22 protein-coding genes and 1 tRNA gene are annotated in these 24,107 nt (G+C 53.3%); 8 read left to right on the plus strand and 15 right to left on the minus strand.

All coding sequences use genetic code 11. The features are described 5' to 3' along the window. Positions 1-59: 59 nt before the first annotated feature. The 4 genes from Yoon_RS03025 (at position 60) to Yoon_RS03040 (ending at position 4,589) form a co-directional block, all read left to right on the plus strand. A complete protein-coding gene (locus Yoon_RS03025; protein WP_238110031.1) occupies positions 60-1,115 on the plus strand; it encodes a serine protease in 1,056 nt (351 codons plus the stop codon). Between the two features lie 185 nt (positions 1,116-1,300). Next, positions 1,301-1,822 carry a 3'-5' exonuclease gene (locus Yoon_RS17980; RefSeq protein WP_370642118.1) on the plus strand — a complete coding sequence of 174 codons (522 nt, stop codon included), beginning with the start codon at positions 1,301-1,303 and terminating at the stop codon, positions 1,820-1,822. A 27-nt stretch (positions 1,823-1,849) separates the two neighbouring features. Next, a complete protein-coding gene (locus Yoon_RS03035; protein WP_238110032.1) occupies positions 1,850-3,238 on the plus strand; it encodes a hypothetical protein in 1,389 nt (462 codons plus the stop codon). A gap of 61 nt (positions 3,239-3,299) precedes the next feature. Continuing rightward, complete coding sequence (locus tag Yoon_RS03040; RefSeq protein WP_238110033.1) at positions 3,300-4,589, plus strand: hypothetical protein; 1,290 nt, start codon at positions 3,300-3,302, stop codon at positions 4,587-4,589. Between the two features lie 68 nt (positions 4,590-4,657). On the opposite strand, the gene Yoon_RS03045 is transcribed toward Yoon_RS03040, so the two are convergent. Further along, complete coding sequence (locus tag Yoon_RS03045; RefSeq protein ID WP_238110034.1) at positions 4,658-5,389, minus strand: hypothetical protein; 732 nt, start codon at positions 5,387-5,389, stop codon at positions 4,658-4,660. A gap of 99 nt (positions 5,390-5,488) precedes the next feature. On the opposite strand from Yoon_RS03045, the gene Yoon_RS03050 reads away from it, so the two are divergent. Both Yoon_RS03050 and Yoon_RS03055 read left to right on the plus strand, forming a co-directional pair. Continuing rightward, entirely contained in the window at positions 5,489-6,721 is a 1,233-nt protein-coding gene (locus Yoon_RS03050; protein WP_238110035.1) for a cyclic GMP-AMP synthase DncV-like nucleotidyltransferase, read from the plus strand. A gap of 89 nt (positions 6,722-6,810) precedes the next feature. Continuing rightward, positions 6,811-8,373, plus strand: a complete 1,563-nt coding sequence (locus Yoon_RS03055) for a ThiF family adenylyltransferase (protein WP_238110036.1) — start codon at positions 6,811-6,813, stop codon at positions 8,371-8,373. A gap of 42 nt (positions 8,374-8,415) precedes the next feature. On the opposite strand, the gene Yoon_RS17985 is transcribed toward Yoon_RS03055, so the two are convergent. From Yoon_RS17985 to Yoon_RS03090, 8 genes are all read right to left on the minus strand, one after another. Further along, on the minus strand, positions 8,416-9,030 hold the full coding sequence (locus Yoon_RS17985) for a hypothetical protein (protein WP_370642094.1): 615 nt from the start codon (positions 9,028-9,030) through the stop codon (positions 8,416-8,418). Further along, positions 9,023-9,397 carry a mCpol domain-containing protein gene (locus tag Yoon_RS03060; RefSeq protein WP_238110037.1) on the minus strand — a complete coding sequence of 125 codons (375 nt, stop codon included), beginning with the start codon at positions 9,395-9,397 and terminating at the stop codon, positions 9,023-9,025. Before Yoon_RS03060 ends, Yoon_RS17985 begins: the two co-directional genes overlap by 8 nt. A gap of 542 nt (positions 9,398-9,939) precedes the next feature. Beyond that, positions 9,940-10,014 (minus strand) — tRNA-Gln (locus tag Yoon_RS03065). Positions 10,015-10,076: 62 nt separating this feature from the next. After that, a complete protein-coding gene (locus Yoon_RS03070; protein WP_238110038.1) occupies positions 10,077-11,351 on the minus strand; it encodes a mechanosensitive ion channel domain-containing protein in 1,275 nt (424 codons plus the stop codon). Positions 11,352-11,419: 68 nt separating this feature from the next. Further along, the gene (gene kdsA / locus Yoon_RS03075; protein ID WP_238110041.1) at positions 11,420-12,253 is read right to left on the minus strand and encodes a 3-deoxy-8-phosphooctulonate synthase; all 834 of its coding nucleotides are present in this window, start codon (positions 12,251-12,253) and stop codon (positions 11,420-11,422) included. After that, on the minus strand, positions 12,253-13,803 hold the full coding sequence (locus tag Yoon_RS03080; protein WP_238110042.1) for a capsule biosynthesis protein: 1,551 nt from the start codon (positions 13,801-13,803) through the stop codon (positions 12,253-12,255). Before Yoon_RS03080 ends, kdsA begins: the two co-directional genes overlap by 1 nt. Further along, complete coding sequence (locus Yoon_RS03085) at positions 13,793-14,440, minus strand: ABC transporter ATP-binding protein (protein WP_113777793.1); 648 nt, start codon at positions 14,438-14,440, stop codon at positions 13,793-13,795. The genes Yoon_RS03080 and Yoon_RS03085 overlap by 11 nt, the downstream gene beginning before the upstream one ends. 133 nt (positions 14,441-14,573) lie before the next feature. Beyond that, a complete protein-coding gene (locus Yoon_RS03090; protein ID WP_238110043.1) occupies positions 14,574-15,857 on the minus strand; it encodes a Na+/H+ antiporter NhaA in 1,284 nt (427 codons plus the stop codon). Between the two features lie 141 nt (positions 15,858-15,998). Between Yoon_RS03090 and Yoon_RS03095 the strand changes: the two genes are divergently transcribed. Together Yoon_RS03095 and Yoon_RS03100 are read left to right on the plus strand one after the other, a co-directional pair. Beyond that, entirely contained in the window at positions 15,999-16,562 is a 564-nt protein-coding gene (locus Yoon_RS03095) for a uracil-DNA glycosylase family protein (protein WP_238110044.1), read from the plus strand. Then, entirely contained in the window at positions 16,555-17,331 is a 777-nt protein-coding gene (locus Yoon_RS03100) for an SseB family protein (protein ID WP_238110045.1), read from the plus strand. The genes Yoon_RS03095 and Yoon_RS03100 overlap by 8 nt, the downstream gene beginning before the upstream one ends. On the opposite strand, the gene Yoon_RS03105 is transcribed toward Yoon_RS03100, so the two are convergent. Genes Yoon_RS03105 through Yoon_RS03130 form a run of 6 tightly spaced genes read right to left on the minus strand, consistent with a single transcriptional unit; the run spans position 17,328 to position 23,905 of the window. Beyond that, entirely contained in the window at positions 17,328-18,260 is a 933-nt protein-coding gene (locus tag Yoon_RS03105) for a glyoxylate/hydroxypyruvate reductase A (protein WP_238110046.1), read from the minus strand. The genes Yoon_RS03100 and Yoon_RS03105 overlap by 4 nt on opposite strands. Continuing rightward, the gene (rodA, locus tag Yoon_RS03110; RefSeq protein WP_238110047.1) at positions 18,260-19,399 is read right to left on the minus strand and encodes a rod shape-determining protein RodA; all 1,140 of its coding nucleotides are present in this window, start codon (positions 19,397-19,399) and stop codon (positions 18,260-18,262) included. The genes Yoon_RS03105 and rodA overlap by 1 nt, the downstream gene beginning before the upstream one ends. Further along, on the minus strand, positions 19,396-21,336 hold the full coding sequence (gene mrdA, locus Yoon_RS03115; protein ID WP_238110049.1) for a penicillin-binding protein 2: 1,941 nt from the start codon (positions 21,334-21,336) through the stop codon (positions 19,396-19,398). The genes rodA and mrdA overlap by 4 nt, the downstream gene beginning before the upstream one ends. Beyond that, positions 21,333-21,881 carry a rod shape-determining protein MreD gene (locus tag Yoon_RS03120; protein WP_238110051.1) on the minus strand — a complete coding sequence of 183 codons (549 nt, stop codon included), beginning with the start codon at positions 21,879-21,881 and terminating at the stop codon, positions 21,333-21,335. The genes mrdA and Yoon_RS03120 overlap by 4 nt, the downstream gene beginning before the upstream one ends. A gap of 31 nt (positions 21,882-21,912) precedes the next feature. After that, positions 21,913-22,845, minus strand: coding sequence for a rod shape-determining protein MreC (gene mreC, locus Yoon_RS03125; RefSeq protein ID WP_238110053.1), 933 nt, complete (start codon positions 22,843-22,845; stop codon positions 21,913-21,915). A gap of 22 nt (positions 22,846-22,867) precedes the next feature. Further along, on the minus strand, positions 22,868-23,905 hold the full coding sequence (locus Yoon_RS03130) for a rod shape-determining protein (protein ID WP_113778065.1): 1,038 nt from the start codon (positions 23,903-23,905) through the stop codon (positions 22,868-22,870). Positions 23,906-24,107 lie beyond the last annotated feature (202 nt).

A 24,107-nucleotide genomic window follows, 5' to 3' on the forward strand; every position in this document is an offset into this window, starting at 1 on the left:
AAAATCAAGTGTAGCAGTAGTGTCATTTCGCGTCTAAGTTTAAATTTATGGGACGAACAATGTCTATTCCTGAGCTTAAACGAATGGCAGGTGCAGCAGAGCGCCTCGACAGCCACCTTGGTCGCATACGAACGACTGAGAGCTCAATCATGGCAGTAGCTCGTCGGATAAGCGGCGAACCGACACGCTATGGGTCTGTTCAAACAGCTTCGTATCGCCCTAGAGACTTGGTTTTTGAACGACTTATTGGGCCGACAGATGACATCTTGTCGATTGAGTTTTTGGAGCAAGGACTTTTAGCAAAGCGCGCTGTTGGAAGGATTTGGAATGGTGCAGACGACTATGCAACTGGGTTTCATGTTGGCTTGGGTATAGTCATGACAGCTGCACACGCTTTGCCATCAGATGTGACTGCAAGTGATCGTGTCTTCCAGCTTGATGCCGAAGAGCACACGTTGGGGCCTTCTTCAAAGATTAGGGACTACGCGTTCGTACCCCAACGATTTTTTTATGTTAACAATGAGTACGACTTAGCACTATGCGCGGTGGAAGATTTCACCGGCACAGCGCCAGATATCAATAGTTTTGGGTGGCATGTTTTATCCCAAAAGGATGAGGTGATTGATCCAGGTCATCCCGTGAGTGTTATTCACCATCCAGACGGTCGAGCGAAATCGGTGACAGTCCACAATAGTCACTTCATTCAAGTCAGCGAAACAAAGAAACTCGAACGTTTTTGTTGGTACACTGGCGACACAGAGCGCGGCAGCTCCGGTGCACCAGTTTTTGATCCGCGTTGGCAAGTTGTAGCGCTACATCACTCGGGCGTCCCAGCACGAAGTCTTGATGGCTTCATTCTTGGCTCAAATGGATCGCCGGTTTTGGTGCGTGGTCAACCAACAAAAGTGATTTCCGACTTAATTGACTTAGATGGGGTCGCTTTCGAAGCCAATGAAGGAATTAGAGCATCGCGGATTGCTCGGCACCTATCTGGCGTGGAGATGGCTAACCAGCAATCACAAAGTCTCTTAGAAAAACTACTCGCGCTGTGGTCGCAACCAGGTGCGCAGCGTATCGCTCAATCTGCTGCCGAGTCTGGTGCGAGAATCGCCTGATTCCTTTCGACGAACCATACTCATGTACCCGCGCGCGGGGCAGGCACTGTCATGAAAGAAGAGGAAGAAGAACTACCGCCTCTCGCGGCCACATAGGCTTCCCTTGATCACATCGATCTCGCCCTGAAGATGCGATCCACTGTATGCGATTGATGTTTCATGGCGGGCATAACGTCCTTTTGACGATGGTGTCCCCCGAAGCCGAGCCATTCGAACATGCGGAGGAGCGGCGGGTCATGTACGTCGCAATGACGCGGGCACGTAAAACGCTGACCATAATGGGCTCAGCGGCAAAGCCATCTGTCTTTGTCGAAGAGCTTATGGAAGACGCTGAATACGGCTTGCTGACGACGGATATCGAAACGGCGAAAGTTCAGACTTGCGGCGAATGTCAGGGACATCTTCAGCCAATCCCCAAGCGCGAGGGTAGCACATTCTATCGGTGTGAGCACGTTCAGCTTTGTGGGAATATGATGCCATGTTGTCCTGGTTGCGGCGTCGGCTTTCCGGTGCGGAGCAAAGGAAAGGTTTGCGCGCATCTCAAAAATGGGGGAGCGATATATCAGGCGTTTGCCCGTCACGGGAATGACCTCGCGATTCAGGCTGATGTTGTCATGACCCGTTATCGGACGTCCGATGCTACACTATTCTGGCTGACAATCATCCTTTGCGCTTCCTACAAAAAAGGGCAAGCTAGAGAGAGTTAGAGATACTTTTTTGAGAGAATGTATGGAATGTTGCTTCCAGAATTTCCGCCCCACATGTTTGAGCGTCTGCCAGATGAAACTTTCCACTATGGTGATTTTCCTGATCTAAGCGCAGGTGTCGGATATTTCCAAGATCTCATGGGCATGGAAAACTGGAAAGAACGCCGCGAAGCTGCCGCGTGGCGGTTCTATCGTTCGTTGGTCGGTGAGCAAGAAGATCCGAGCAGCGAAGGCAGGTTCTACGGCCTTAAAGACCTATTCGGCTGGTACTTGTTTCTCGGTGAGTCTTTCACTGACCACCCTCAAAATTATGAAGTCTTCTATGGCTGCCGTGTAGTACCTGTATTTGCCGCGATAGGACGGAATCTAGCACTCGTCTCTCAAATCGAAGGCTTCGAAGAGCGTGCTCGGGACTTGATCGGACCTGGCAGGTCTCAACCCAATGGGGGCCTCTTTGAGATGTTAGTTGCACTGGCCTATGCCCGCGACGGTGCGAAAGTTGCCTTTAAACCTGAAGAGCCCGGGCGTGCGAAGGCCTATGACTTGGACGTTGAAGTAGATGGGACGTCCTGGGCTGTTGAATGCAAACGACTCGAAGGCGGTGACTATGTCGAAAGCGAACGTGCGCGAAAAAGAGAGCTTTGGAGTCCCGCCGCTCGGCTCATTGTACCCTCAGGACGTAGCATATATGCAAACGTCGATTTTTCGGTCGAACTCGGCGATGTCCCTGATGACTACCTGTTCCAGAACGTAGTTGAGTTCCTGCGCTCTGGTAAAGATTCAAGTCGATGGTCCGATGACTACGCTTCGGGTGTCATCGGGGATCTTGATCTAGAACCCTTGCAGACGGCCCTCGAAGATGGCTACCTCCTCTACCCTGGCCCAATATACAACAAGCTGTTGACCGGCACTTATATTCGCTACGATGAGCTGAACACACTCCAGAAAGTAAAATACGCTGAGAATCCTCACTTCATCGACGAGGTTGACCAAGCTATAGTTCTACGTACTCGAAGTCTGTCTGAAGGTGCTATCGAGAAGAAGGCCCGCGACTTCAAACGCAAGCTTGTTGAAGCAAGCCGGCAATTGCCAGTTGATCGCCCAGGTGTCATACACATTGGCTTAGAGGCTCTGGGCGACGACCTTATTGAACATCGCCGCTACGAAAAGATCATGAATACGATCAATGACTTCGATCCTAAAGGGAAGCCTTTGTCATTTATCTACTGGCACTACTTCGCCCCAGAAGCTTCGCCAGAGGCAACTTGGGCGTTTGACGAGACTTGTCAATGGCGAGGCATCAGGAGCGACAAGCGGCCTCTTTCACTAACAAGCCTCATTATACCTCAGCAATCAGAAGGTCGAGACGGCGCGCACTGGGACGGCGTTCCAAACGAGACCTTTCGAGCCCCATGAGAGGCGAGCTTGCCGCCTACTAGTTGCTCGAGACGAAACAGAACAAGAGGAATGCGTTAAGTTGGCAATAAGAAAGAGAAAGGCTTCATCGTTGCCCAAAATGATGACCGAAGAGCTCTTAAGAGAAATCGCAGACAAGTATCTTCTACCATTGTTCTCTGGTGCGTCGGTGGATGACATTTCTGATAGTTCAAGCTCATCTGAAGCGACCGTAGCTTATCTCGATCCCCAAACGATCGGGTTCAAGGTAAACAAGTCTGATACCTATCGGTTGAAATTTCGGCGAGATCAGCCTTTCGCGCAAAAGCAAGACCCGGCAAGGGAACTGAGGGTCGTGGAAGCCTTTACCAGTATTCTTGCCGCAATGAACGACGAACTGAAGGGCAAATTAAGAAACGATCTACTTTCGACATTTCAAAGAAGGGTCGTTGCAAGAGCAGTCTCCGATCTTGCCCACGAACAGCAGGTACTTATTCTGCTTGATCAAATGGCAAGTTGGGCAGAGCGCCTCTATGAAGGAGTTCCTGTTACGAGCGCGGTTGGTTTTGACCCCATCGGACCAAATGGTACGGGGGAGAAGTTTGGGGCTTTCGGATCGCATGACTTTGGGGCAGTTCTGTCAAACGGGTACAACAGCTTACTGGCTTTCGACGCGGGATTAGGGTTTATTGACCATCTTGTCTTGCAGTCTGGCGGGTTTTCCGCACGTGCGAGTCCTTGGATGCAAGCACCAATCGCTTGTTGGACTGCTGGCGAGGGTCGGGTCGGAATTGCCCTAAATACGCAGGGAGAAATTCTAGTTTTTCGCGATGGTCAACTACTTTTTGCGAGAAGAAATGGAAGCTGGCACTTCCTGACGCACAGTCCAATTTTGGGGCAAATGGTTGTTCCCCGCGACCCAATAATTCGTGGGGCTGTCTACGAGTCTGCACTTGATGCATCCTTCGAAAGAAGGGGCGCATGTATTGGCATCGTAGGCTCTAGCCAAAGCGAAAAATGGCAATCTTTGGTTTCATCAGCAGACAGAATTAGCCTCAAGAGCTCCGAGAGGGCTAGAGCGCTCTGGGGCGTAATTCGAGGAAGAAATTTCCAAGATTTAGAACGCACGCTCCGGCTAGAGTTGATCTCAATTGATGGCGCAACTGTAATCAACCATAAAGGTGAAATTCTCGCAGTTGGGGCAATCGTTCAGATTAGCAACAGTGGGACTGGGGGTGGGCGAACGGCGGCAGCACAAGAACTGGCGAAAGTAGGTTTGGGGATTAAAATATCACAAGACGGCAGCATTTCTGGTTACCGCCCGAAATCAGCCAAGAGCTCGAAAGTGTCAGTGGCATTTAGCCTAATGTGAACACAGTGATTTCAAAAATTCCCGCAGCCTGCCATCGGATCCACAGCGCCCAACGGCTAATATGGCAATCATCTCTTGCGCTTTAGAACAATCAGGCCCGCAGCGTTCAGACCGCGATGCCAGGAACGGTTTTGCCAAAATTCACCCGCCAGCTCACTCCCATCTTCGTTGAGATTTAGTTTCGCTGCACCGAGATAACTCTGTTCATCTGTGATGGCTAGGCGGGCACCATTCTTGCTCTTATTCTTGACCTCAAAGACCCAGGCCATGGACTTTGTCCCGTTCTCAGCCTTGAAAAATTCAACTGAAACAGTTTTCGACACTAGTAGTGGGGTAGAATCGTTTGGAAAGAACTCTACGTCGGTCCTGAACCAAGATTGCTTTATAGTCACATCAAAACTCAGCTCACAAAGGTCGGGAAGTGATTCGTCGTCGAACACATCAAAGACATCCCCTCTATTCAGGGCTGCATCCTTAGTTTTCTCAACGATTGGCCAATTGGATTGTAGCTCAGCTGTCCAATCACCATTGAGATCGTAAAATAGGGCTTTGCTAAGTTTAGTTTTCAAATAAGGAATCTTCCAAACTAGCCGCCAGCCTTGTGAAATCACAAATAGAGAGACAACTCCGGACACTATCGAGGCGATGAGCCTTGTTGTCTTAACCCCATCGATTACAGGTCCAATCGACGGAAAGGTCTCACTCAGCCAGTTTATGGCGAGTTCTGCGAACGGTACCAGCGCCAAGGCGAGATACACCGCCAACGTGACCCAGAACGTAAGTGGAACAAACTTTGCCAAATTATACCGCCTCTGGTATTGATGATTCTACGAAGTTACACCATCTATATGGTAACAATGGGTCAAACCTACAAGATAGGCTGCAAAAGGGACTGTTTGATGACTGCGTCTACAATGAATGCACATGCCCTTTTTGTTGGCGCGAATACGAGTGAATCGTACCATCAGGCGATCTTACTTCCAGATCGTACCCGTCGCGTTTTGTTGCAAGCCGACCGCAAGCTCAGAACCGCAATCCGTAGTGCGGCGCAAGATGCTGTGCGGTACGGAAAGCAGATGGGATTGGCCACCAATGCTTATCGTGCAGCCAAGCAGTCACCGCCTAGTCTTGAGGTGCGTTTCTTGCTTCAGGGTGGGTTGGCCTACGACACAGCGGTCGAACCAGCCCTAATGCCGCCACAACAAAGTGACCGCGATACTGGCGTTTACGTTAAGACATCGTTTCTCTCGCGCCAAGAACCGGGCCTTGCAGCAAAGACGTTTTTCAAACTTGTTGAAGATGCAATAAGGCCTCTTTGCAATGCTGAAGGCTGGACCATTAAGGAAAAAAATACGTGCGTGCGGGTCGAACTGAACCAACATATGCACATCGACTTTCCGCTGTATGCTATCCCGGACGACGCCTTTGAGGCGTTGGAAAATAGTCTTCAAGATATAGCAGGTGAAACGCTCGTAACAGCTTCGTCGCGGATGATGACGCTTATGGATCGCCATCGCACTTTGCGCATCCCATCAGATCGCATCATGCTTGCCATTCGCGAAAACGGCGATGAGGGCAGTTGGATCCAGTCGGATCCTCGTTCGCTGCATGATTGGTTCGAAGAGCAGTTTAGACGATATGGCCCACAGCTTCGGCGACAGAGCCGCTACTTTAAGGGTTGGCGTGACTTTGAATTCGAGAAGGGCGGTCCGTCTTCTGTCGCGTTAATGGTATGTATCGCCAACTGCTACCGCGAGGGCTTCGTGACTGCTGACGAAGGGCGCGATGATCTCGCATTTCTCCAAGTTGCAGGGGCCCTTCCTCGCTTGCTGGATAAGCCTATTTTGAATCCAGTTCTTGATGTGCCAAGTGCACTCAACGATTGGGATGACCTTGAACGTTCGCGCTATCAAAATGCCGCTAATGCACTTCGTGGTAGTGTCAGCGAGGCCTTAAGTGGACATTATTTGCAAGAATTGACTGTAAAACGTCTTCAGGGAGCTTTGGGTGCGCGGGTCCCCAACCGTCCTGATTTGGTGAAGGCCCACACAAAAGTGCCTGAGATTTCTGCTCCAGCGGCGATCGTATCAACCGCACCGCTCAGAACGACAGCACGCACGACATCCGGTTAATGGAGTCCTGGAAGCGCGTACAAGAAGTTCTCACCGCGCAAGGCTACTCTCTTGTGCCTGGAACTGGCCGAGACAGGTATGAAGGGTACATGAAGGTCGGTTCGGTTTCTGTATCACTGGAAGTTGAAATCGTAGATTACGAGTTCCTGGAACTACCAAAAATTCGTGTCCTGAAGCGGGCGTCGCTGCCGAAACGGCTCAAAGCCCACATGGTTAGCTACGGTTCGTTGTGCTACGCTGATAAGGCGACATTTTTGCTTGATCGCTATCAACCGGATCGCAGTATCTCTTCGTGCCTTCAGCAAGCGCATGCAACGCTAAGCAATTTGTTGCATGGCAATCCCACCGCAGCCTATATGGCGGAGGTTGCGGCGTATTGGAGCAAGACACCATATTGTCTCATTGATGAGCCTAAAAACCTCAACCGAATAGTACTCGGAATATGCAGCTTTGATAAAAAAGCCCAAATTTTGGTAGCGGGATCAACTGAAAAACGCTTACAGACGTGGTCTGGCAATGCAGGGGGGACCTTTACCAAAGCGTTTGAAGCATCTGTCGTACATGCTGTCGACGCGATCCGCCCACCTTCATTGGAAACACTGACACTAAAAGGTGCGACAGACTGGCTTGAACCTCAGGTGCTGATTCCGAGACCCTTGATCGATACCGCCATCGGGACAGCTAAAGATCGACCTTCTCTAATGGTCGTGGCTTCAAATGCCCTGATCGGTTTCCGGGCGGAAAAAACTGCGCTGATCAAGAAATCTGAGACAAGCGGCTTCCGTCCATCCGCAATCCCCGGGGTGTGGAAGAAGGAAGCACATCGGGCCAATCTTGAAACGTTCCATTGTGTTCATGCGTCCCATGCACAGATTACGACACGAAATTTGAACGGATCAGCACCGCTTTCCAATCAACGGTTGGCAATCATCGGTTGCGGAACGATTGGCGGCTATCTTGCTCGATCTCTTGTCCAGCTTGGGGCAGGTCAAAACGCCAACTTACTACTAGTCGACCATGATGATATCAAACCGGAAAATCTTGGCCGGCACATTCTGGGAGCTCGTCATCTTTGGCGAAACAAGGCTGAGGCGCTTAAGGCACAGCTTGGCGCTGATTTTCCAGATGTGCATTTGGAAGCAATTTATGAACAGGCTCAACGGGCATTCGACCGCATCTCAAGCTATGATCTTGTGATCGATGCAACCGGCGATGAGCAGTTCTCCAATGCACTGAATGCGTTTGCACTTGGGGCGTTGAAAGCTTCTGGTAGCTTTCCACCGACCCTCTTTACTATGATCTTTGGCAACGGTCTTGCGGCCCAGAGCTATCTGGCACGCTGGAAAAATGGAAGCGCGTGCTACCGTTGTCTCAAACCGCACTTTGAGAACGGCTGGCGCTTTGATCCGCTCAAGTCGACAGCCAAGAAAACTGAAACAGCCATAAGACCCTGCTCCCAAGGGGCATTCGTTCCTTTTGCAGTCCCAGCTTCTATGCAAGCTGCCGGTCTCGCAGCGAACCACGTTGCTGAGTTTTTTTCTGAGGATTATTCGCACGACCTGCGCACTGCGCAAGTAGATCCCGCGCAAACCGTCAATATACCCTTTAAGAATGTCGATGTTGCACAGTCTTGCCCTGCCTGTTCAAAGTAGACGTACTTTTGACCTGAATCATCAACTCGTTTAGAAAAAGGGCTAGTAGTAAGAAACGTCGACATCTGTCTCAGGTGACGTTTGCTGTAAGCTAATCCTACCATTGGTCTTCCTGTCCGTGTAGTAATAGCCCGACAGCTCAAGTTTACCGTCAGCTCTTCGGACAGAATTGCGTACATCCAAGATCGTAGAACCAGTATATGAAGACCAGTCAACATTGGACGGTGTCGAGCGGTATGTATAATACAGCTTAAATTGTCCCGCGTCGATTACAGGTGTAGTCTCTAGAGTAGTGGATTTTGACGTTTCAGTGTGTAAGTCAATTTGAGCCTCTATGAGGTTTTGTCGTATCACCGCCCTTGCGGGAATCTTCACTCCGCTTTCCAACGTGATTTCTCCTTCCCAAGCGCCATTCAAGTCTGGGTAAAGAGATGGGTTGAAGGCTTTGAGAATTCGCCAAATGACTCTCGAAGTGGTGTTGGTTGTTATGACTAAGACCACAAGTAATACGATCCAAGGCGCAACGCTGAGAAGACGAATAATCGGAACATCACTCTGCATGAAGTGCTCCGCGCCCATGTAGCCCAGAATGCTGAGGCCAGTCGTTAAGATTGCGACGTAGCGCAACAGGTAGGTAAAGTTAACTACTCTAAACATCGGATTCCATGGATTTGAAGTTACAAAGTCGAGCTTTTCCTGTGCTCTTGGCAAAAAGGAGAGCGATGTATGCCTCTCTCAAGGTTTTGCCAACGCCAACCGAGAATGCAAGTTCGAGACCTACGGTGTTTTTGATCATTTGATACAGGCGCATGTCATCGATAATATCGGCTTTGGAATGAGCAGTAACACCATCTGCGGCGCAAAATAACACATTGTAGCCAAGCTCGGTGAGCAAGTCCGAAATTTGTTGAGTTTTGAGATCAACAAGTTCCCTTGTTGTTTCCAAGGCTTTGACGTCATTCGAAAGATAGCACGCGGCCAATCGCCGACCTATATCGTCTCCGTCGATCGTAACAAATGTCATCTGCCACTCCACTTTATTCACGCACCAGATTGAATACCCAGTGGCATCTAGCTTTATACGCTCGACTTGGGCACGACCAGCGCTGACACCTGTAACGCAATAAACTTTCATTCACCGTTGGCGTTCAGATGCGCCCCCGCAATCTGACATCGACGATGGATACCTGTTTCTCGCATCTGCAGTCTAGACCAATACTCGGCAAAAAAACGAACTGAGAGCAGCAGCGACATGGGTGATGCAACAGCCGACGCTGCATTGGGCTACCAGTTAAATACTGAAATGCTGCGCAATGCATTAACGGCCGCTTCCGAGAAGCCGCTTGGTCGCAATTTCAGATCACCGAAGGTCACCCAATAGGCCGCGAAGGGCTTTCGCAGCGTAGTTGGCAAGGGCGTTTTACGAAAACTCGGAACACGCTTGCAAGGCTACACAAAAATCTGAGAATCAGGAGGAATTATACAAAGTCGCATTCTTACCCGACATAAGTTGTTTTTCTCGCCGGACAAGTTGCGATTCATACCGGACGGCACAATGGAAGTGCATGGCTGGGGTGGTAGGATTCGAACCTACGGTACACGCTACCAAAAAGCGTTGCCTTACCACTTGGCTACACCCCATCAGCGAAGCGGTGAATACTGCGAAGGCGGGCAGGGTTCAACCCCGTTTTTTTCAAAAACCACTATTCTTTTAAACTGTCTTCACGCAGTAGATCTTCGGAGCTTTCAAGGCCGCGTTCTGCATCGACAATCCGTGTTAGTGCGGCATCGTCTTTGGCTGCAACCGTTTCAACGCCGGTGCTTTCAACAAGGGTGGGTTTTGTCGGCTCTTTGATCATTTGGATGGCTTGCGTTGCGTCGGGGATCACAATGCCAGCGCCTTGAAGGGCCAATTTAACCTGCCGTAGCGCTTCGCCTTTGGCGCGCACGAGTGAGCTTTCATTTTGGTTCACCCAACCCGTCACAACCAGTTCAACGCCTTCGGGGTGCAGGGCTTCGATCCAAGTGTCTGCGGCAGGTTCGTCCAAGGTAAACGGTAGGGCCTGCACCGTGTCCGCGATCAGGCCGCGGGTTGCCTTTAGATCGGCGTCACGTTCAACCTTGATTGCAAATTTAAACCGGCGCTCCGCATTCTGGCTGAAGTTAATGATTCTGCTTTTGAACACGGTAGCGTTGGGAATGCGAATATGGTTGCCGTCGAATGACAAGAGGATCGTGGCCCGGCTGGTCAGGCGGATCACCTTGCCCTGGTCGCCATTGATTTCCACCGTGTCATTGGGGCGAAATGGCTGCCTTATCGACAGCATGATTGACGCGATAAAGTTTTCGACCGTGTCGCGCACCGCAAAACCAAGCGCCAAGCCGATGATCCCGGCGGCGCCCAAAATCGTTGAAAGCAGGGCTGTCGCATTCACAATATCAAGCGCGATCACGATCCCGAAGATCACAAATGCGATGCGCAGCAATTGACGGAACAGTTCGGCAATAAACAGGTTCGGGGCCAGTCGTTCCCATGGTTGGCGCATGCGCGCGATCGAAAAGCCGACAAAAACCACGAAAGAAAAGACAAGACCGGCGATCAACGCGAGGGGGAAAAACACAATAAACTGATCGATGCGCGCGCGGAACCGTTCAATTGCGGGGTCTAATCGGCGGCCGATATCCGCGGTTTCGGTCACTTGGTTTTTGACGGCGACCACCCCTGTGATCCCAGTCGCCACGGTATCAAGCGCTGTGATCTCTACTGCCGATGTGGTCGTGCCGCGTAAGGTGATCACCCCGTCGTTCACCTGAACGGTCACATCGCCATAATTGCCCAATTCAGCAAGAATTTCGCGCATGCGCACCGCAATATCCGCGTCTTGCTGTTCGTAATCGGGAGAGACGCCAGCGGTGCTTTGGGCTGCGGCTGGTGCTGCAAACGACAGGGCAAAAATCAGAAATACAAAAATGCGCATAGAATCCGTCCAAAGAATAACTTTGGTCGATCCTATGAAGATGACGCGTGCGGGAAAAGCCCTAAATTTTAGACCCGTAGAGGGTCAGCCTTGGCCAATGCGTCAAAGCCCATCAGGCTTTTGACCAGCGCATCCATGTTTTCAAGTGCGATCATATTCGGTCCGTCAGAAGGGGCGTTGCCGGGGTCTTCGTGGGTTTCGATAAACACTGCTGCGATGCCAAGCGACACGGCTGCGCGTGCCATAACAGGCGCAAATTCACGCTGCCCGCCAGATGATCCGCCCATTCCGCCGGGTTGTTGCACCGAATGGGTCGCGTCCATCACAACCGGATATCCGCTGCGTGCCATCGTGGGCAGCGACCGCATATCGGCGACCAGCGTGTTATAGCCAAACGATGATCCGCGTTCGGTGAGCATGATCCGTTTGTTGCCCGTGCTTTCGATTTTGGACACGACATTGGGCATATCCCATGGCGCGAGGAACTGACCCTTTTTCACGTTTATGACGGCACCTGTTTCGCCCGCCGCAAGCAACAGGTCCGTTTGCCGACACAAGAACGCGGGGATCTGCATGACGTCGCAGACTTCGGCAACGGTTGCGCAATGTTCGGGCGCGTGAATGTCTGTCAGGACCGGGCAACCAATGCTGTCTTTGACCGATTGCATGACCTTCAACCCTTCATCCATGCCCAGCCCGCGCACCCCATTTAGCGAAGTGCGGTTCGCCTTGTCGTAGCTGCCTTTGAACACAAATTGCGCGCCGTGGCGGGCGCAAACCTCGGCCATATGCCCGGCGATCATTTGCGCGTGATCCACGCTTTCGAGCTGGCAAGGGCCCGCGATAAGCAGCAAAGGGGCGTCATTACTGACGGTGAGTGGGCCAATGTCGACGTTGTGCATCAAGAGCTTACCTGTTCGCGAAGAATTGAGACAGTGATAGAGATAAGAAGGTAAATACCCGAGAATATCAACAAAGCCAGCAATGTGTTTTCGAATGCGCGAGGGTATGCCGGCTCATCCGGGATCACTGGGTTCACACTTTGCGACAGATAGCGGACCTGTCGGTTTGCCTCGATCCGGGCAGTTTCCATTTGGGTGAGTGCCTGCTGCACCATAGCCGTTTGGAAATTATAGTTTTCTTCAGCCACGCGCAGTTCTGTATTGCGCACCGCGAGCGATACGCCGTCGCCCACAGACCCGGTTAATTCTTGCCGCAACTCTGCGATCAACGCGTCAATATTTGCGATTTGGTTCCGTAGCGCCTGCACTTGAATTTCGCTCGGCCGGTCGACGTTCAGGCGCGATTGCAACACAAGGCTTAACTGTTGGCGTTCGCTTTCGAGCGCGTTGATCTGGCCCATGCGGGCCCCCGATTCACTGCCCGCATCGATTTGCTGCATGCTTTCTTGCAATGCGAGCCATACCGCCAGTGCTTCGGCGCGGCGGGTTTCGGCATCTTCATAGCTTTGCAATGCGCCGCGCATTTGGTCGGTACGCAAACGCGCCGTCAGCTGATCAACCTGTTCTTCGGCGTAAGCAATCAGGGCGGTCGAGAATTCGAAGCTGGTCACAGGATCGGCGGCGATAACCTCCATCTTGATGATGCCTTCGGTGGGATCATAGCTGATGCGTACGTGGTCGGTGTACAGCTTAAAGGTTTCTTCGTTGGTTGCGTCGGCCGGAAGACGTTGAATAGAGTCGATATTTTCGTTGCTATAATGCGTTTTGAACCCGTGATCGGCGTCCAGACGCAACAATGCCTCGCGCGAGGCCAGATAGGACTGCACGGCAATACTGTCCTGTTGCGTTGCCATCGAGGTGCCCTGAAACAGGGTAGACAGGCCGCTTGGTGCAGCGGACGCCGATTGTGCTTGCTGGATGACGATTTCGGATTTTGTGGCGTACATCGGGGTCGCCATCGTGTAGAAATACCAGCCCGTCATAAAGGTCGGCAGGAACACGAAAAACGCGAGCCGCGTGAACATCAGCAGCATTTTGCGCCGCCGTCTGCGTGCGATGTCGATTTGAATTTGGCGGATTTCCGCAGCATGTTCCGGGTTCATCTTTAGCCCGTTTTGCGTACTGACCTGCGCGCTGTGTCGACGGTTTACCTTTTGCGGCAATTGGATTTGCCCTTGTTCGCCTGCATTCTGGCTGCCCTCGGGCATCACCAATTCAAGTACCGATTTTTGTTGGAACGGATCAATGCCCGCGGCACGCAATTGGCGGACCGCATCAAATTCAGAGGTAAATGTCAGCCCACGTTTTTGCGCAACGCGGCGCGCCATTCGCAGTTGGCGTGCGGTCAGACCTTCGTTACGGATTGCTTCGATCTGGGCGTCTAGATCGTCAGGGTTTGTATCGACAGCAGATTCCTGCGGCGCGGCTTGCGTGGCAGAAGCCGCGCCGCGCCGGATACGGAACCGTTTGACCTTGGGATTAGTACTCATATGCGGCCTTTGCCTCTTCCAAGGTGTCAAATAGGTAAAGTTGACCGTTTTTCAAAACAGCCGCCGAGCGGACAAAGCGTTCCAACGTGGCAGGTTGGTGCGACACGATGATCATCGTGGTGGTTTCCAAGCGTTCGCGTAAGATTTCGCCGGCTTTGCGGTTAAATTCGGCGTCGGTTGATCCCGGCATCCCTTCGTCGATGAGATAGATGTCGAAATCAAGCGCAAGCATCAACGCAAATGAAAACCGCGATTTCATCCCACTGGAATAAACCCCGACGGGCATGTCAAAATATTCTTCCAACCCGCAAAGCCAGCGGCAATAGGCTTCGACATAATCGGGGTCCAACCCATAGAGCCGCGCAATGTAGCGACAGTTTTCATTGGCTGATAGGCTTTGTACCACACCGCCCATGAACCCAAGCGGGAACGAAATGCGGCAGTTTCGGGTGATGCGCCCTTCGTCCGGTTTTTCGAGCCCAGCCATCATATTGATCAGCGTGGTCTTTCCGGTGCCGTTTGGCGCAAGAATGCCAAGCGAATGCCCAAGTTCAACGCGGAACGAGGCGCGGTCAAGGATCACCTTGCGCTGGGTGCCTGTCCAAAACGATTTACTGACTTGTGCAAATTCGAGCATCTTATTCCCACGGTGCCCCGACAAGGGTTTGGTCGATCGTGACCGAAAAAGGTTAATACCCGGTCACGATCAACACCTTATGATACAGTATCGCCAAATTGCGTCGGAAATACAGCACGATCTGTGCATGTCCCTAGACGTGCTGCTTTTGCACCTTGGTCAACTTGCCAGCGGCGAGTGAAACGACCGCAGCAAAGAAGCTAAACAGCGCACCCATTTTCGCAGCATCCTGCACAGGCACTTCGCCAAGCATCACCGCACTATCAAACGCGACGGCGGCAATAAACAGCGATACCGTAAAGCCAATCGCGGCCACACAGCCGATTACAACCAAGTCAATGATCCGCATGCCTTCTGGCAGCCCGAGCCCAAGCGGACGTGCCGCAAACCAGCCAAAGAGCAAGATGCCAACCGGTTTCCCGATCAACAGACCTGCGAGGACAAGCCAAGTTGGCGAACCAATGGACGAAAATTCGACTCCGGCGTTCAACAGTCCAAAGAAGAACAACACGACCTCAACCGGGTGTTTAAGAATATGCTCAATGTGGTTCAAAAGATCGGTCAGGTACTGCTCTGCCTCGGCAAAAATACCAAACGCGCGGTCTGCATGTGGGATCGTTGGCACGATTGGAAGCAGGCCAAGGGCGGGGTGAATACCTGCTTCTTGAAAACCGTACCAGCTTGCTGCGGCTGCTATCAGATATGGCCAGAACGACAGTTTGTTGCGAATCCATGTTGAATTCGGGCGCATTTCTTTGCCGCGATCCAATTGGCGCGGCAGGCGGTTAAAGAAGTAAAATACCGCGATGGCCGCAAAGAGTGACAGCAACAGCCATTCCGGTGCCAATTCACCTGACGGGTAGAAGATCGCCAGAATGATCAACCCAGCCGCATCATCGGCAATCGCCAAAAGCAGTAGGAAGCGGACAGCGGGGTGGCCAGCGCCAAACACCAAACGCCCAACGAGGTAGCTGAACGCGATGTCGGTTGCGGTTGGAATAGCCCAGCCGTTGGCCACGGCATCATAGGTTTCTGACCCCAAAAACAGTGCAAGTCCAAGGTAAACTGCAATCGGGCCGACCATGCCGCCAAGTGTTGCGAACAGGGGCGTCGCAGCTTTCTTTCCGCGCAGGCTGCCGTTTTTTAGAATAACGGCTTCCCAGACTTCTTTCGCGGCAATCGCAAAGAAGAAGGCCATCAGCACATCGTTGACAAGGTAATGCAGTGTCAGGGAGCGATATTTGACCTGCCCATTGGCGTCATAGTGGGCGTGCCCAACCCATGAATCATGGATCAGTTCGAGATCAACAAAATGGTGGTAACTAGCGGGATCAACATTCGCCCAAACGAGCGCAATACCCGCACCGAAAATTAACAATAGTGAGTAGTTCGTTAGAAAATTCCAGACGCGGTACATGCTGTCTCCCGGTTTACTTGCCCCGCAATTACCGCAAAGGTGCGAAGGCATCAAGCAAGCGACAAATTAACTAATTGTGAGCGTGCGGTTTCGTGAATTCTAGGTGGGGAGAGTGAGAAGTTGGGCCTCAGGCAAGACATATTGTCCTGTGAATTATGTGCAAATCGATTTGCGCTGACGCAGACGGCGCATCACCCGCGGCCTGTCGTTTGGTTTTGTGCCACACCGCGCATATTGATCGCGGGCCAAGCGCCAGGGCTGCGTGTGCATGAAACGGGTAAACCGTTTTGGGACCGCTCAGGTGATCGGTTACGGGATTGGCTAGGGCTTGATCATGACGCATTTTACGATGTCGCAAAGATTGCGATTGTGCCGATGGCGTTTTGCTTTCCGGGGTACAATGCGGCGGGATCGGACCTGCCTCCTCCGAAAATTTGTGCCGACACATGGCATCAAAAGGTGATGGCCCATCTTGGTGACGTTCCTTTGACGTTGGTTATTGGCGGTCATGCGCAGCGCTGGCATTTGCAGACCCGCGGCCGTGTGACTGAGACAGTCGCCAATTGGCGCGACTATGCACCACGCGTGTTTCCCTTGCCTCATCCGTCGTGGCGCAATACCGGGTGGTTAAAGAAAAACCAATGGTTTGAGACTGACCTGCTGCCTGCACTGCGGGCCCAAGTGAAAGACGTGTTAGATGACTGATCTCGATACGGCCCATGCGGCCATGGAAGCCGCCCCTGAAGACGATGCAGCGCGGTTGCGGTTTTATGAGAGGCTTGCAGATACCGAACTGTTCATGCTGCTTACCGCAGAAGCCGAAGGTGACCAAGTTCTTCCCGAATTATTTGAAATCGAAGACCAGCGTTTCGCGCTTGTCTTCGATCGCGAAGAACGGCTCGCGGAATTTGTGGGCCGTGCGGCCCCCTATGCTGGGGTGCCGGGGCGCGGGTTGGTGCAAATGCTGGCCGGGCAGGGGGTTGGGCTCGCATTGAACCTAGAGGTCGCCCCATCTGCAATGCTGATCCCGGCAGAGGCGGTGGATTGGTTAGTGCAAACCCTGTCACACGCACCCGATGAAACCGAAGCGCGACTGACCGAAATCAACGCACCCGGCGGCCTGCCAGAAGAGGTCGTGCTGGGGCTTGACCGGAAACTCGCGATTGCGGCGGGTATGGCAAAATCTGCCTATCTGGCCGCAGCAACCTATGAGGGTGGGGCGACAGGGCATGTCTTGGCCTTTATCGATGCAACGCCGGGCGCAGAACAGGCGCTCGCCAACGCCGCAAGCGAAGTGCTGACCTTTTCGGGGATCGAAGCGGGGATGATGGATGTGATGTTTGTGCGGGCCAGCGACCCGCTTGCGGCACATCTGGCCAAGGTCGGGCTGCGTTTTGATCTACCTGAGCCCGAAACACCACATGTGCCCGGCGCCCCTGGAATGGACCCGGCAAAACCGCCCAAGCTGCATTAGTACCCGCGCCCGCGATCAACGCGGTTCTGTAAGGGCGCGCCGTTTTCGTGGCCTGCAATATTTTCCGCAATGACCCGCGCTGCGGTATCAGGGCGCGTTGTGGCGGCGATATGTGGGGTTACGGTTATCTGCGGGTGCCCCCAGAAAACATGATCTTGCGGCAGGGGCTCTGTGCGGAATACGTCAAGCGTTGCATGGGCGACTTGGCCGGTTTCAAGCGCCGCGAGCAGGGCCGCATCGTCTATCAGCGGGCCACGTCCGGGGTTGATGATAAAGGCCCCAGGCGCAAGCATGGCGAGGCGTGCGGCGTTCAGGGTGTTTTCTGTCTGCGCCGTCATAGGCAACAAGAGAACGACAATCTGTGCACCGCTTAGCGCCGTGTTCAAGCCGTCGTCGCCATGTAGGCAGCGCATATTCGGAATATCTTTGGGCGATCTGCTCCACCCAGTCACCGGGAACCCAAGCTGATGCAGGGCTTGTCCACAGGCAGCACCTAGCGCGCCGATCCCTAGGATCGTTACCGGACGATCTGCAGCAATGGGCGGATAGACATCGTTGCGCCAAATGCCATCTTGCCCATGAATATGTGCATCCATTCCCAAGTGATGGCGCATCGTATGGCCCACGACCCATTCGACCATCGCGTTCGTGAGGCTCGGATCAACCATGCGGCAAAGCGGTTGGGTCAGGGTCTTGTTTTGCGTGATCTTTTCAACGCCAGCCCAAAGGTTCAACACTGCCTTGCAGCGGGTAAATGGCGTGAAGTCATCGACAGGTCCGCCGGGGCCAAAGATGATATAATCCGTGACTTCTGCCCCGTGATCGCGCCGCAGATTGGCCGCGACGCCTGCAGCCTCTAGCGCGCGCTTTAGCGGGGATTCATAGTCGCGCCAAAGATCGTCGGTCGCAGCAAAAAGAATATTGATCATTAGCGAGGCCTATGAACGTGGGCGCTTTGGACAAGGCCGAAAGCAACAAGAAGAACAAGCATGGCGGACCCACCATAACTGACAAGTGGAAGGGGCACACCGACGACAGGCGCCAGCCCCATAACCATCGACATGTTGACTGCGAAGAATAGGAAAAACGTCATGGCGATGCCCAACGTCAAAAGTGCAGCAAAGCGGTCACGATTGCCAAGCGCCGAGACGATGCAGAAAACGACGATCAGAAGATAGAGCAGCAATAACGTTGAGGCACCGACAAAACCGAATTCCTCTGCTAAAGTAGTAAAGATAAAATCGGTATGTTTTTCGGGCAAGAAATTCAGCCGCGATTGCGTCCCTTGCATAAACCCGCGCCCGGTCCAGCCGCCTGACCCAAGTGCAATTTTCGCCTGCGTGATGTGGTAGCCAGCGCCAAGGGGGTCATTGGACGGGTCAATAAACGTGTCGATCCGGCGGTATTGATAGTCCTTAAGCAATTGCCAAGACGTGCCACGGCTTTCGAACACGGCAACGATCGCGCCCACGCCGGCCCCGACAACAGTCGCGAAATAGGCCCAATGTACGCCAGCCAGAAACATCACCGTCGCGCCGCCAAACAACAGCAAAAGCGATGTGCCAAGGTCGGGTTGCTTAAGAACCAACATCGTTGGCACAAGAATAAAGATCACAGGCAAAGCCACCCAGAGAGGCCGTGATGTTTTTTCCAACGGTAGCCAATCGTAATAGGCTGCGATAAACATCACCACTGTGATTTTCGTCAGCTCTGACGGCTGCAACACCATAAACTTCAAATCGATCCAGCGCTGCGCGCCCATACGGACTTCGCCAAAAAACTCAACGCCTAGCAGCAAGATGATCGACACCGCATAAGCGACAAACGCCATGTTGCGCCAAAACCAAATAGGGACCATGGCCACGATGAACATCAACACCATGCCAAGGCCAAAACGTTTGACTTGCGGTTCCATCCACGGCGACGTGGACCCGCCCGCGACAGAATACAGCATCAAGAACCCGGCACTGGCCACGGCCGAAATCAACATGACCAACGGCCAATTGATATACCAAATTTTGCGCAGCCCTGTGGGGACGTGCTGTGTGTTATGGGCAAGATAGCTCATGCGCGGCTCTGGGACTTTGCACCCATCGGGATGCGGGCTTCGATGCGGCGCTGCTGTTGATCAATCTTGTCGCGTTGGCTTGCTGGGTAGGCGTCAAGCGGGGGGGCACCACCATAGAGCGCTTGTAAAATCACGTCACGCGCGATGGGCGCGGCAGCACTTGAACCACCGCCGCCATGTTCGACGATCACCGCGACAGCATAGCGCGGGTTATCAAGCGGCGCGTAGCTGACAAAAAGTGCGTGATCACGGCGTTCCCATGGCAGGTCCTCGTTGCGGGTAACCCCGGCGGCGCGTTCTTCGGGGGTGATGCGGCGGACCTGACTGGTGCCACTTTTCCCGGCCATTTCGTAACCTTCGGCCAAAATGCGTGACCCGTAGGCTGTGCCGCGTCGGTTGTTGCAGACATCCGTCATGGCCGCGCGGATGCGGCGTAATGTGTTTTCGTTCAGGCCAAGACTTTCGCCACGCCCGGAAGGCTGTTCAACCCCGTCAATCAACCGTACCAGCCGAGGGGTAATTTCATGCCCCGTGGCGATCCGCGCGGTCATGATAGCCAATTGCAGCGGCGAGGCGAGCACATAGCCTTGCCCGATTGACGCATTCACCGTGTCCCCGATCCGCCAGTCTTCGCCGCGGACAGATGATTTCCATTCCTTATCGGGCGCAAGACCAGAGGCCACGGCAGAAAGCGGCAGGTCATGTTTCGTGCCGAGCCCGAGCTTGCGCGCCATCGCAGCCATTTTGTCGATACCGACGCGCTGAGAAATTTCATAATAATAGCAGTCACAACTTTGCTTGAGACTGTCGTGAAGGTTGATATTGCCATGCCCACCACGTTTCCAACAGTGAAAGCGGATGCCATAAACATCGGTATGTCCGGGGCAGTAGACAGTTTCATCTGCAGTGACGACGCCGTCTTCCATTGCGGCCAGCGCCGTTATCATCTTGAAGGTTGATCCGGGCGGGTAAGTGCCTTGCACGGCCTTCGCAGCAAGCGGGCGATATTTATCTGCGTTCAGACCTTCCCAATCGGCTACAGAAATCCCGCGTACAAATAGGTTTGGATCAAAAGACGGGGCCGAGGCAATCGCGCGCAAATCACCATGTTCAAGGTCGATCACAACGACGCCTGCGGATTCACCATCTAAGCGAGCTTGGGCATAGGTTTGCAATCGGTTGTCAATGGTCAGTTGCACGTCTTTGCCGGCGTCGCCCTCTTGGCGGTCCAATTCGCGCATCACCCGGCCGACAGCGTTGACTTCGATCCGGCGATGGCCCGCACTGCCGCGCAAAGTATGTTCGAGTTTGTTTTCTGCGCCCGTCTTGCCGATTTGAAATTTCGGAATTTGCAAAAGCGGGTCTTGGTCGTCGATCCGGCTGAGATCGTAATCGCTGACCGGACCGACATAACCCACCACATGCGCTAGATCAGCGCCCCAAGGGTAGACCCGGCTTTGGCCGACTTCGGCGGAAATACCGGGCAGGGCGGGGGTATTGAGATTGATCTTTGCGACATCTTCCCAAGTCAAACGCTCAGCGATGGTGACAGGCACAAAAGGCGAGCGACGTTGCATTTCTTCCATGGCACGGCTGAGATCCTCGGGGGCGATATCGACGATTTCAGTGAGCCGCGCGAGCACCTCGCCCACGTCGCCCGCGTCTTCGCGGACCATCACAACCCGATAGTTTTGTTCGTTATCTGCGATCGCGATCCCGTTGCGGTCAAATACCAACCCACGCGCGGGCGGCAAAAGACGAATGTTGATCCGGTTCTCTTCGGCGAGCAGGCGAAACTCGTCAGCATGTTCAACCTGCATTGACCGCATACGCCAACCCAACACGGCCATCAGCGCAATTTGGGAGGTGCCTAAAACCAATGCGCGCCTGCTAATGGTGCGGCTGCTCGCGATAATATCTTTCGGTTGTCGTTTCATACACGTTGCCCTCTGCTGCCGGTTTCACCGGGTGCCACGCGGGTAATGCCGAAGACATAATGCATGAAAACTGCAACAAAAGGGTAGACTGCAATTGTCAAAATCAATTGAAGAAGCACCATGCCCAAAGGCGGGACGTTCAGCGCGAATATAGCAAGCACCAGCCGATACGTTGCAAAAAGCGCAAACATACCAAGCGCGACGCTGCTCCATTCGCCTAAGAAGGGCATAGCCCGAAAATCACGGTGTCGTTTGCGCAACTCTTCTGTCAGCCAAACGACCATACCCGCCCATAGTCCAGGTGGGCGTTGAAAGACCAGATCGCTTAATAAAAAAATACCTGCGATGATCCAAACGGGGATAAATTTGGGACGGCGCACGACCCAAACAATCGTTACAGCCAAACAAAGATCAGGCGGTACGATGCGCAAGCGCCAAGGTGCGAACATATCGCCGGGCAAGGCAATCGTTAAAATATGGGGTTCCATGCTTTGCGGGACCAATTGCAGAACCATGATCACAAAGGCGATCAATACATACGTCATACATTTAACCCAAATCTGTGGTCCGGCGGGGCTAGCCATCGTCGAGATCATCCGATGGCAGTGGCTGCGGCGCAATGACGGGCAAGGCGGCGGGGCCAAAAAATTCGGCGCCGGGGGTCAATAGGCCGCCGGGATCTTCGATGACCTCATGTGGATGGGCGCGGAGCACGCGTAGAAATTCCAAACGTTGATAATCGGCAGATAAACGCACGCGCAGCCGCTGATCCGTCCCAAGGGCAACTTGACCCACCAAAAGATCGGATGGGAACACGCCACCATCGGACGATGACACAACCCGGTCGCCCGGTCGTACCAATCCGGTATCTTCAAGAAATTCGAGCGGCGGGTTCAGCGTGTTATCCCCCGCCAAAATCGCCTTTTGGCCGGAGGGCTGAATGATCACAGGAATACGGCTTGATGTGTCGGTCAAAAGCATGACGCGGCTGGTTTCTTGACCAACCCCGGCGATGCGCCCGACCAAGCCGATGCCGTCCATCGTGGGCCAACCATCGATGATCCCGTCACGCGCGCCGACGTTAACCAGCACTGATTGGCGAAAGGGCGACCCGCTATCCGTTACGACCACCCCGGTGACAAAGGTCAGTTGCGGGTCGATGCTGACATTGTTCAGGTCAAGCAGTTTAGCGTTTTCTTGTTCCAACTGCAGCGCGGCCTCTTTCCAGGCTTTCATCTGCTGAAGTTCGCGGCGCAGGTCTTGGTTTTGATCCGCAAGCTGTTGATAGCTTTGAAAGTCGCTGATCAGATGGCCGATACCCGTGATCGGGGCCATCGCCCAATCAAACGACGGTACGAATTTGTCGATCGCAGCGGCGCGAAACCGTTCGACCCGTGGGCTGTCAATCCGCCACACAAGGAACAATCCAAACAACACAAGCAGGATCACCCCAACCAGCAATCTGCGCAGTGGGCCGATAAAGTCTTCGCTGTTTTTATCTTTTGCCAAGGGCAATTATCCCCGGTCGGTTTTAACTGTCGTAATCAATAACATGCCGTAGCTGTTTTTCGTACTCAAGCGCACGCCCGGTGCCCAAAGCCACACAGTTCAGCGATTCATCGGCCACCGAAATGGCCAGCCCCGTTTGTTCGCGCAATGCCAGGTCAAGTTGCCCAAGAAGCGCACCGCCTCCGGTCAACATCACGCCGCGATCCACGATGTCCGCAGCCAGATCTGGTGGCGTCGCTTCGAGCGCGGTCATCACAGCCTCGCAGATTTGCTGCACGGGTTCTGCGAGCGCTTCTGCAACTTGGGCTTGACTGATTTCAGTTTCTTTAGGGACGCCATTCAACAGGTCACGGCCACGGATATGCATCGATTGGCCGCGGCCATCGTCAGGCATACGGGCGGTGCCGATGGATGTTTTTACCCGTTCCGCCGTTGCTTCGCCGATGAGCAGGTTATGCTGGCGACGCAGATAGTTGATGATCGCCTCGTCCATGCGGTCGCCGCCGACGCGAACAGAGCGCGCATAAACGATATCTCCCAGCGACAACACCGCGACCTCGGTCGTACCACCACCGATGTCGACAACCATGTTACCGGTCGGGTCAGTGATCGGCATGCCTGCGCCAATCGCGGCAGCAATCGGTTCCGCGATCAGGCCCGCACGGCGGGCGCCAGCAGATAGCACAGATTGTCGGATCGCGCGTTTTTCAACCGGTGTCGCACCATGTGGAACACAGACGATGATCTTGGGCTTTGAAAAGGTCGACCGACGGTGCACCTTGCGGATGAAGTGTTTGATCATCTCTTCGGCGGTATCAAAATCGGCGATAACACCATCGCGCATGGGGCGGATGGCTTCGATGCTGCCCGGCGTGCGGCCCAGCATCAATTTCGCGTCTTCACCAACAGCCAGCACTTTTTTAACACCGTCTTTGACGTGATAGGCTACCACCGAAGGCTCAGACAAAATGATGCCTTTGCCTTTGACGTAAACGAGGGTGTTCGCAGTCCCCAAGTCGATCGCCATATCTGAAGAAAATAACCCGCCAAAGCCTGCCATTCGATGGCCTTCCGTATCTATGTTTTTTCGAACGCGCCGTCCCCGCGCGAAAGTTCCCAGATGTTATAGGGCGGTGCGCCTAAGGATAGAAGCCCTAGATTTGAGAGTTGACCTGCGGGTAAATTGAATTGCACTTATTCGACATATGTCTTTTTAAGTATCTGATATATTTGCAAATTATATTGAATAATCAACATTATCC

Origin of the sequence: Yoonia sp. I 8.24 (assembly GCF_022096995.1) — a bacterium.
Taxonomy (GTDB): domain Bacteria; phylum Pseudomonadota; class Alphaproteobacteria; order Rhodobacterales; family Rhodobacteraceae; genus Yoonia.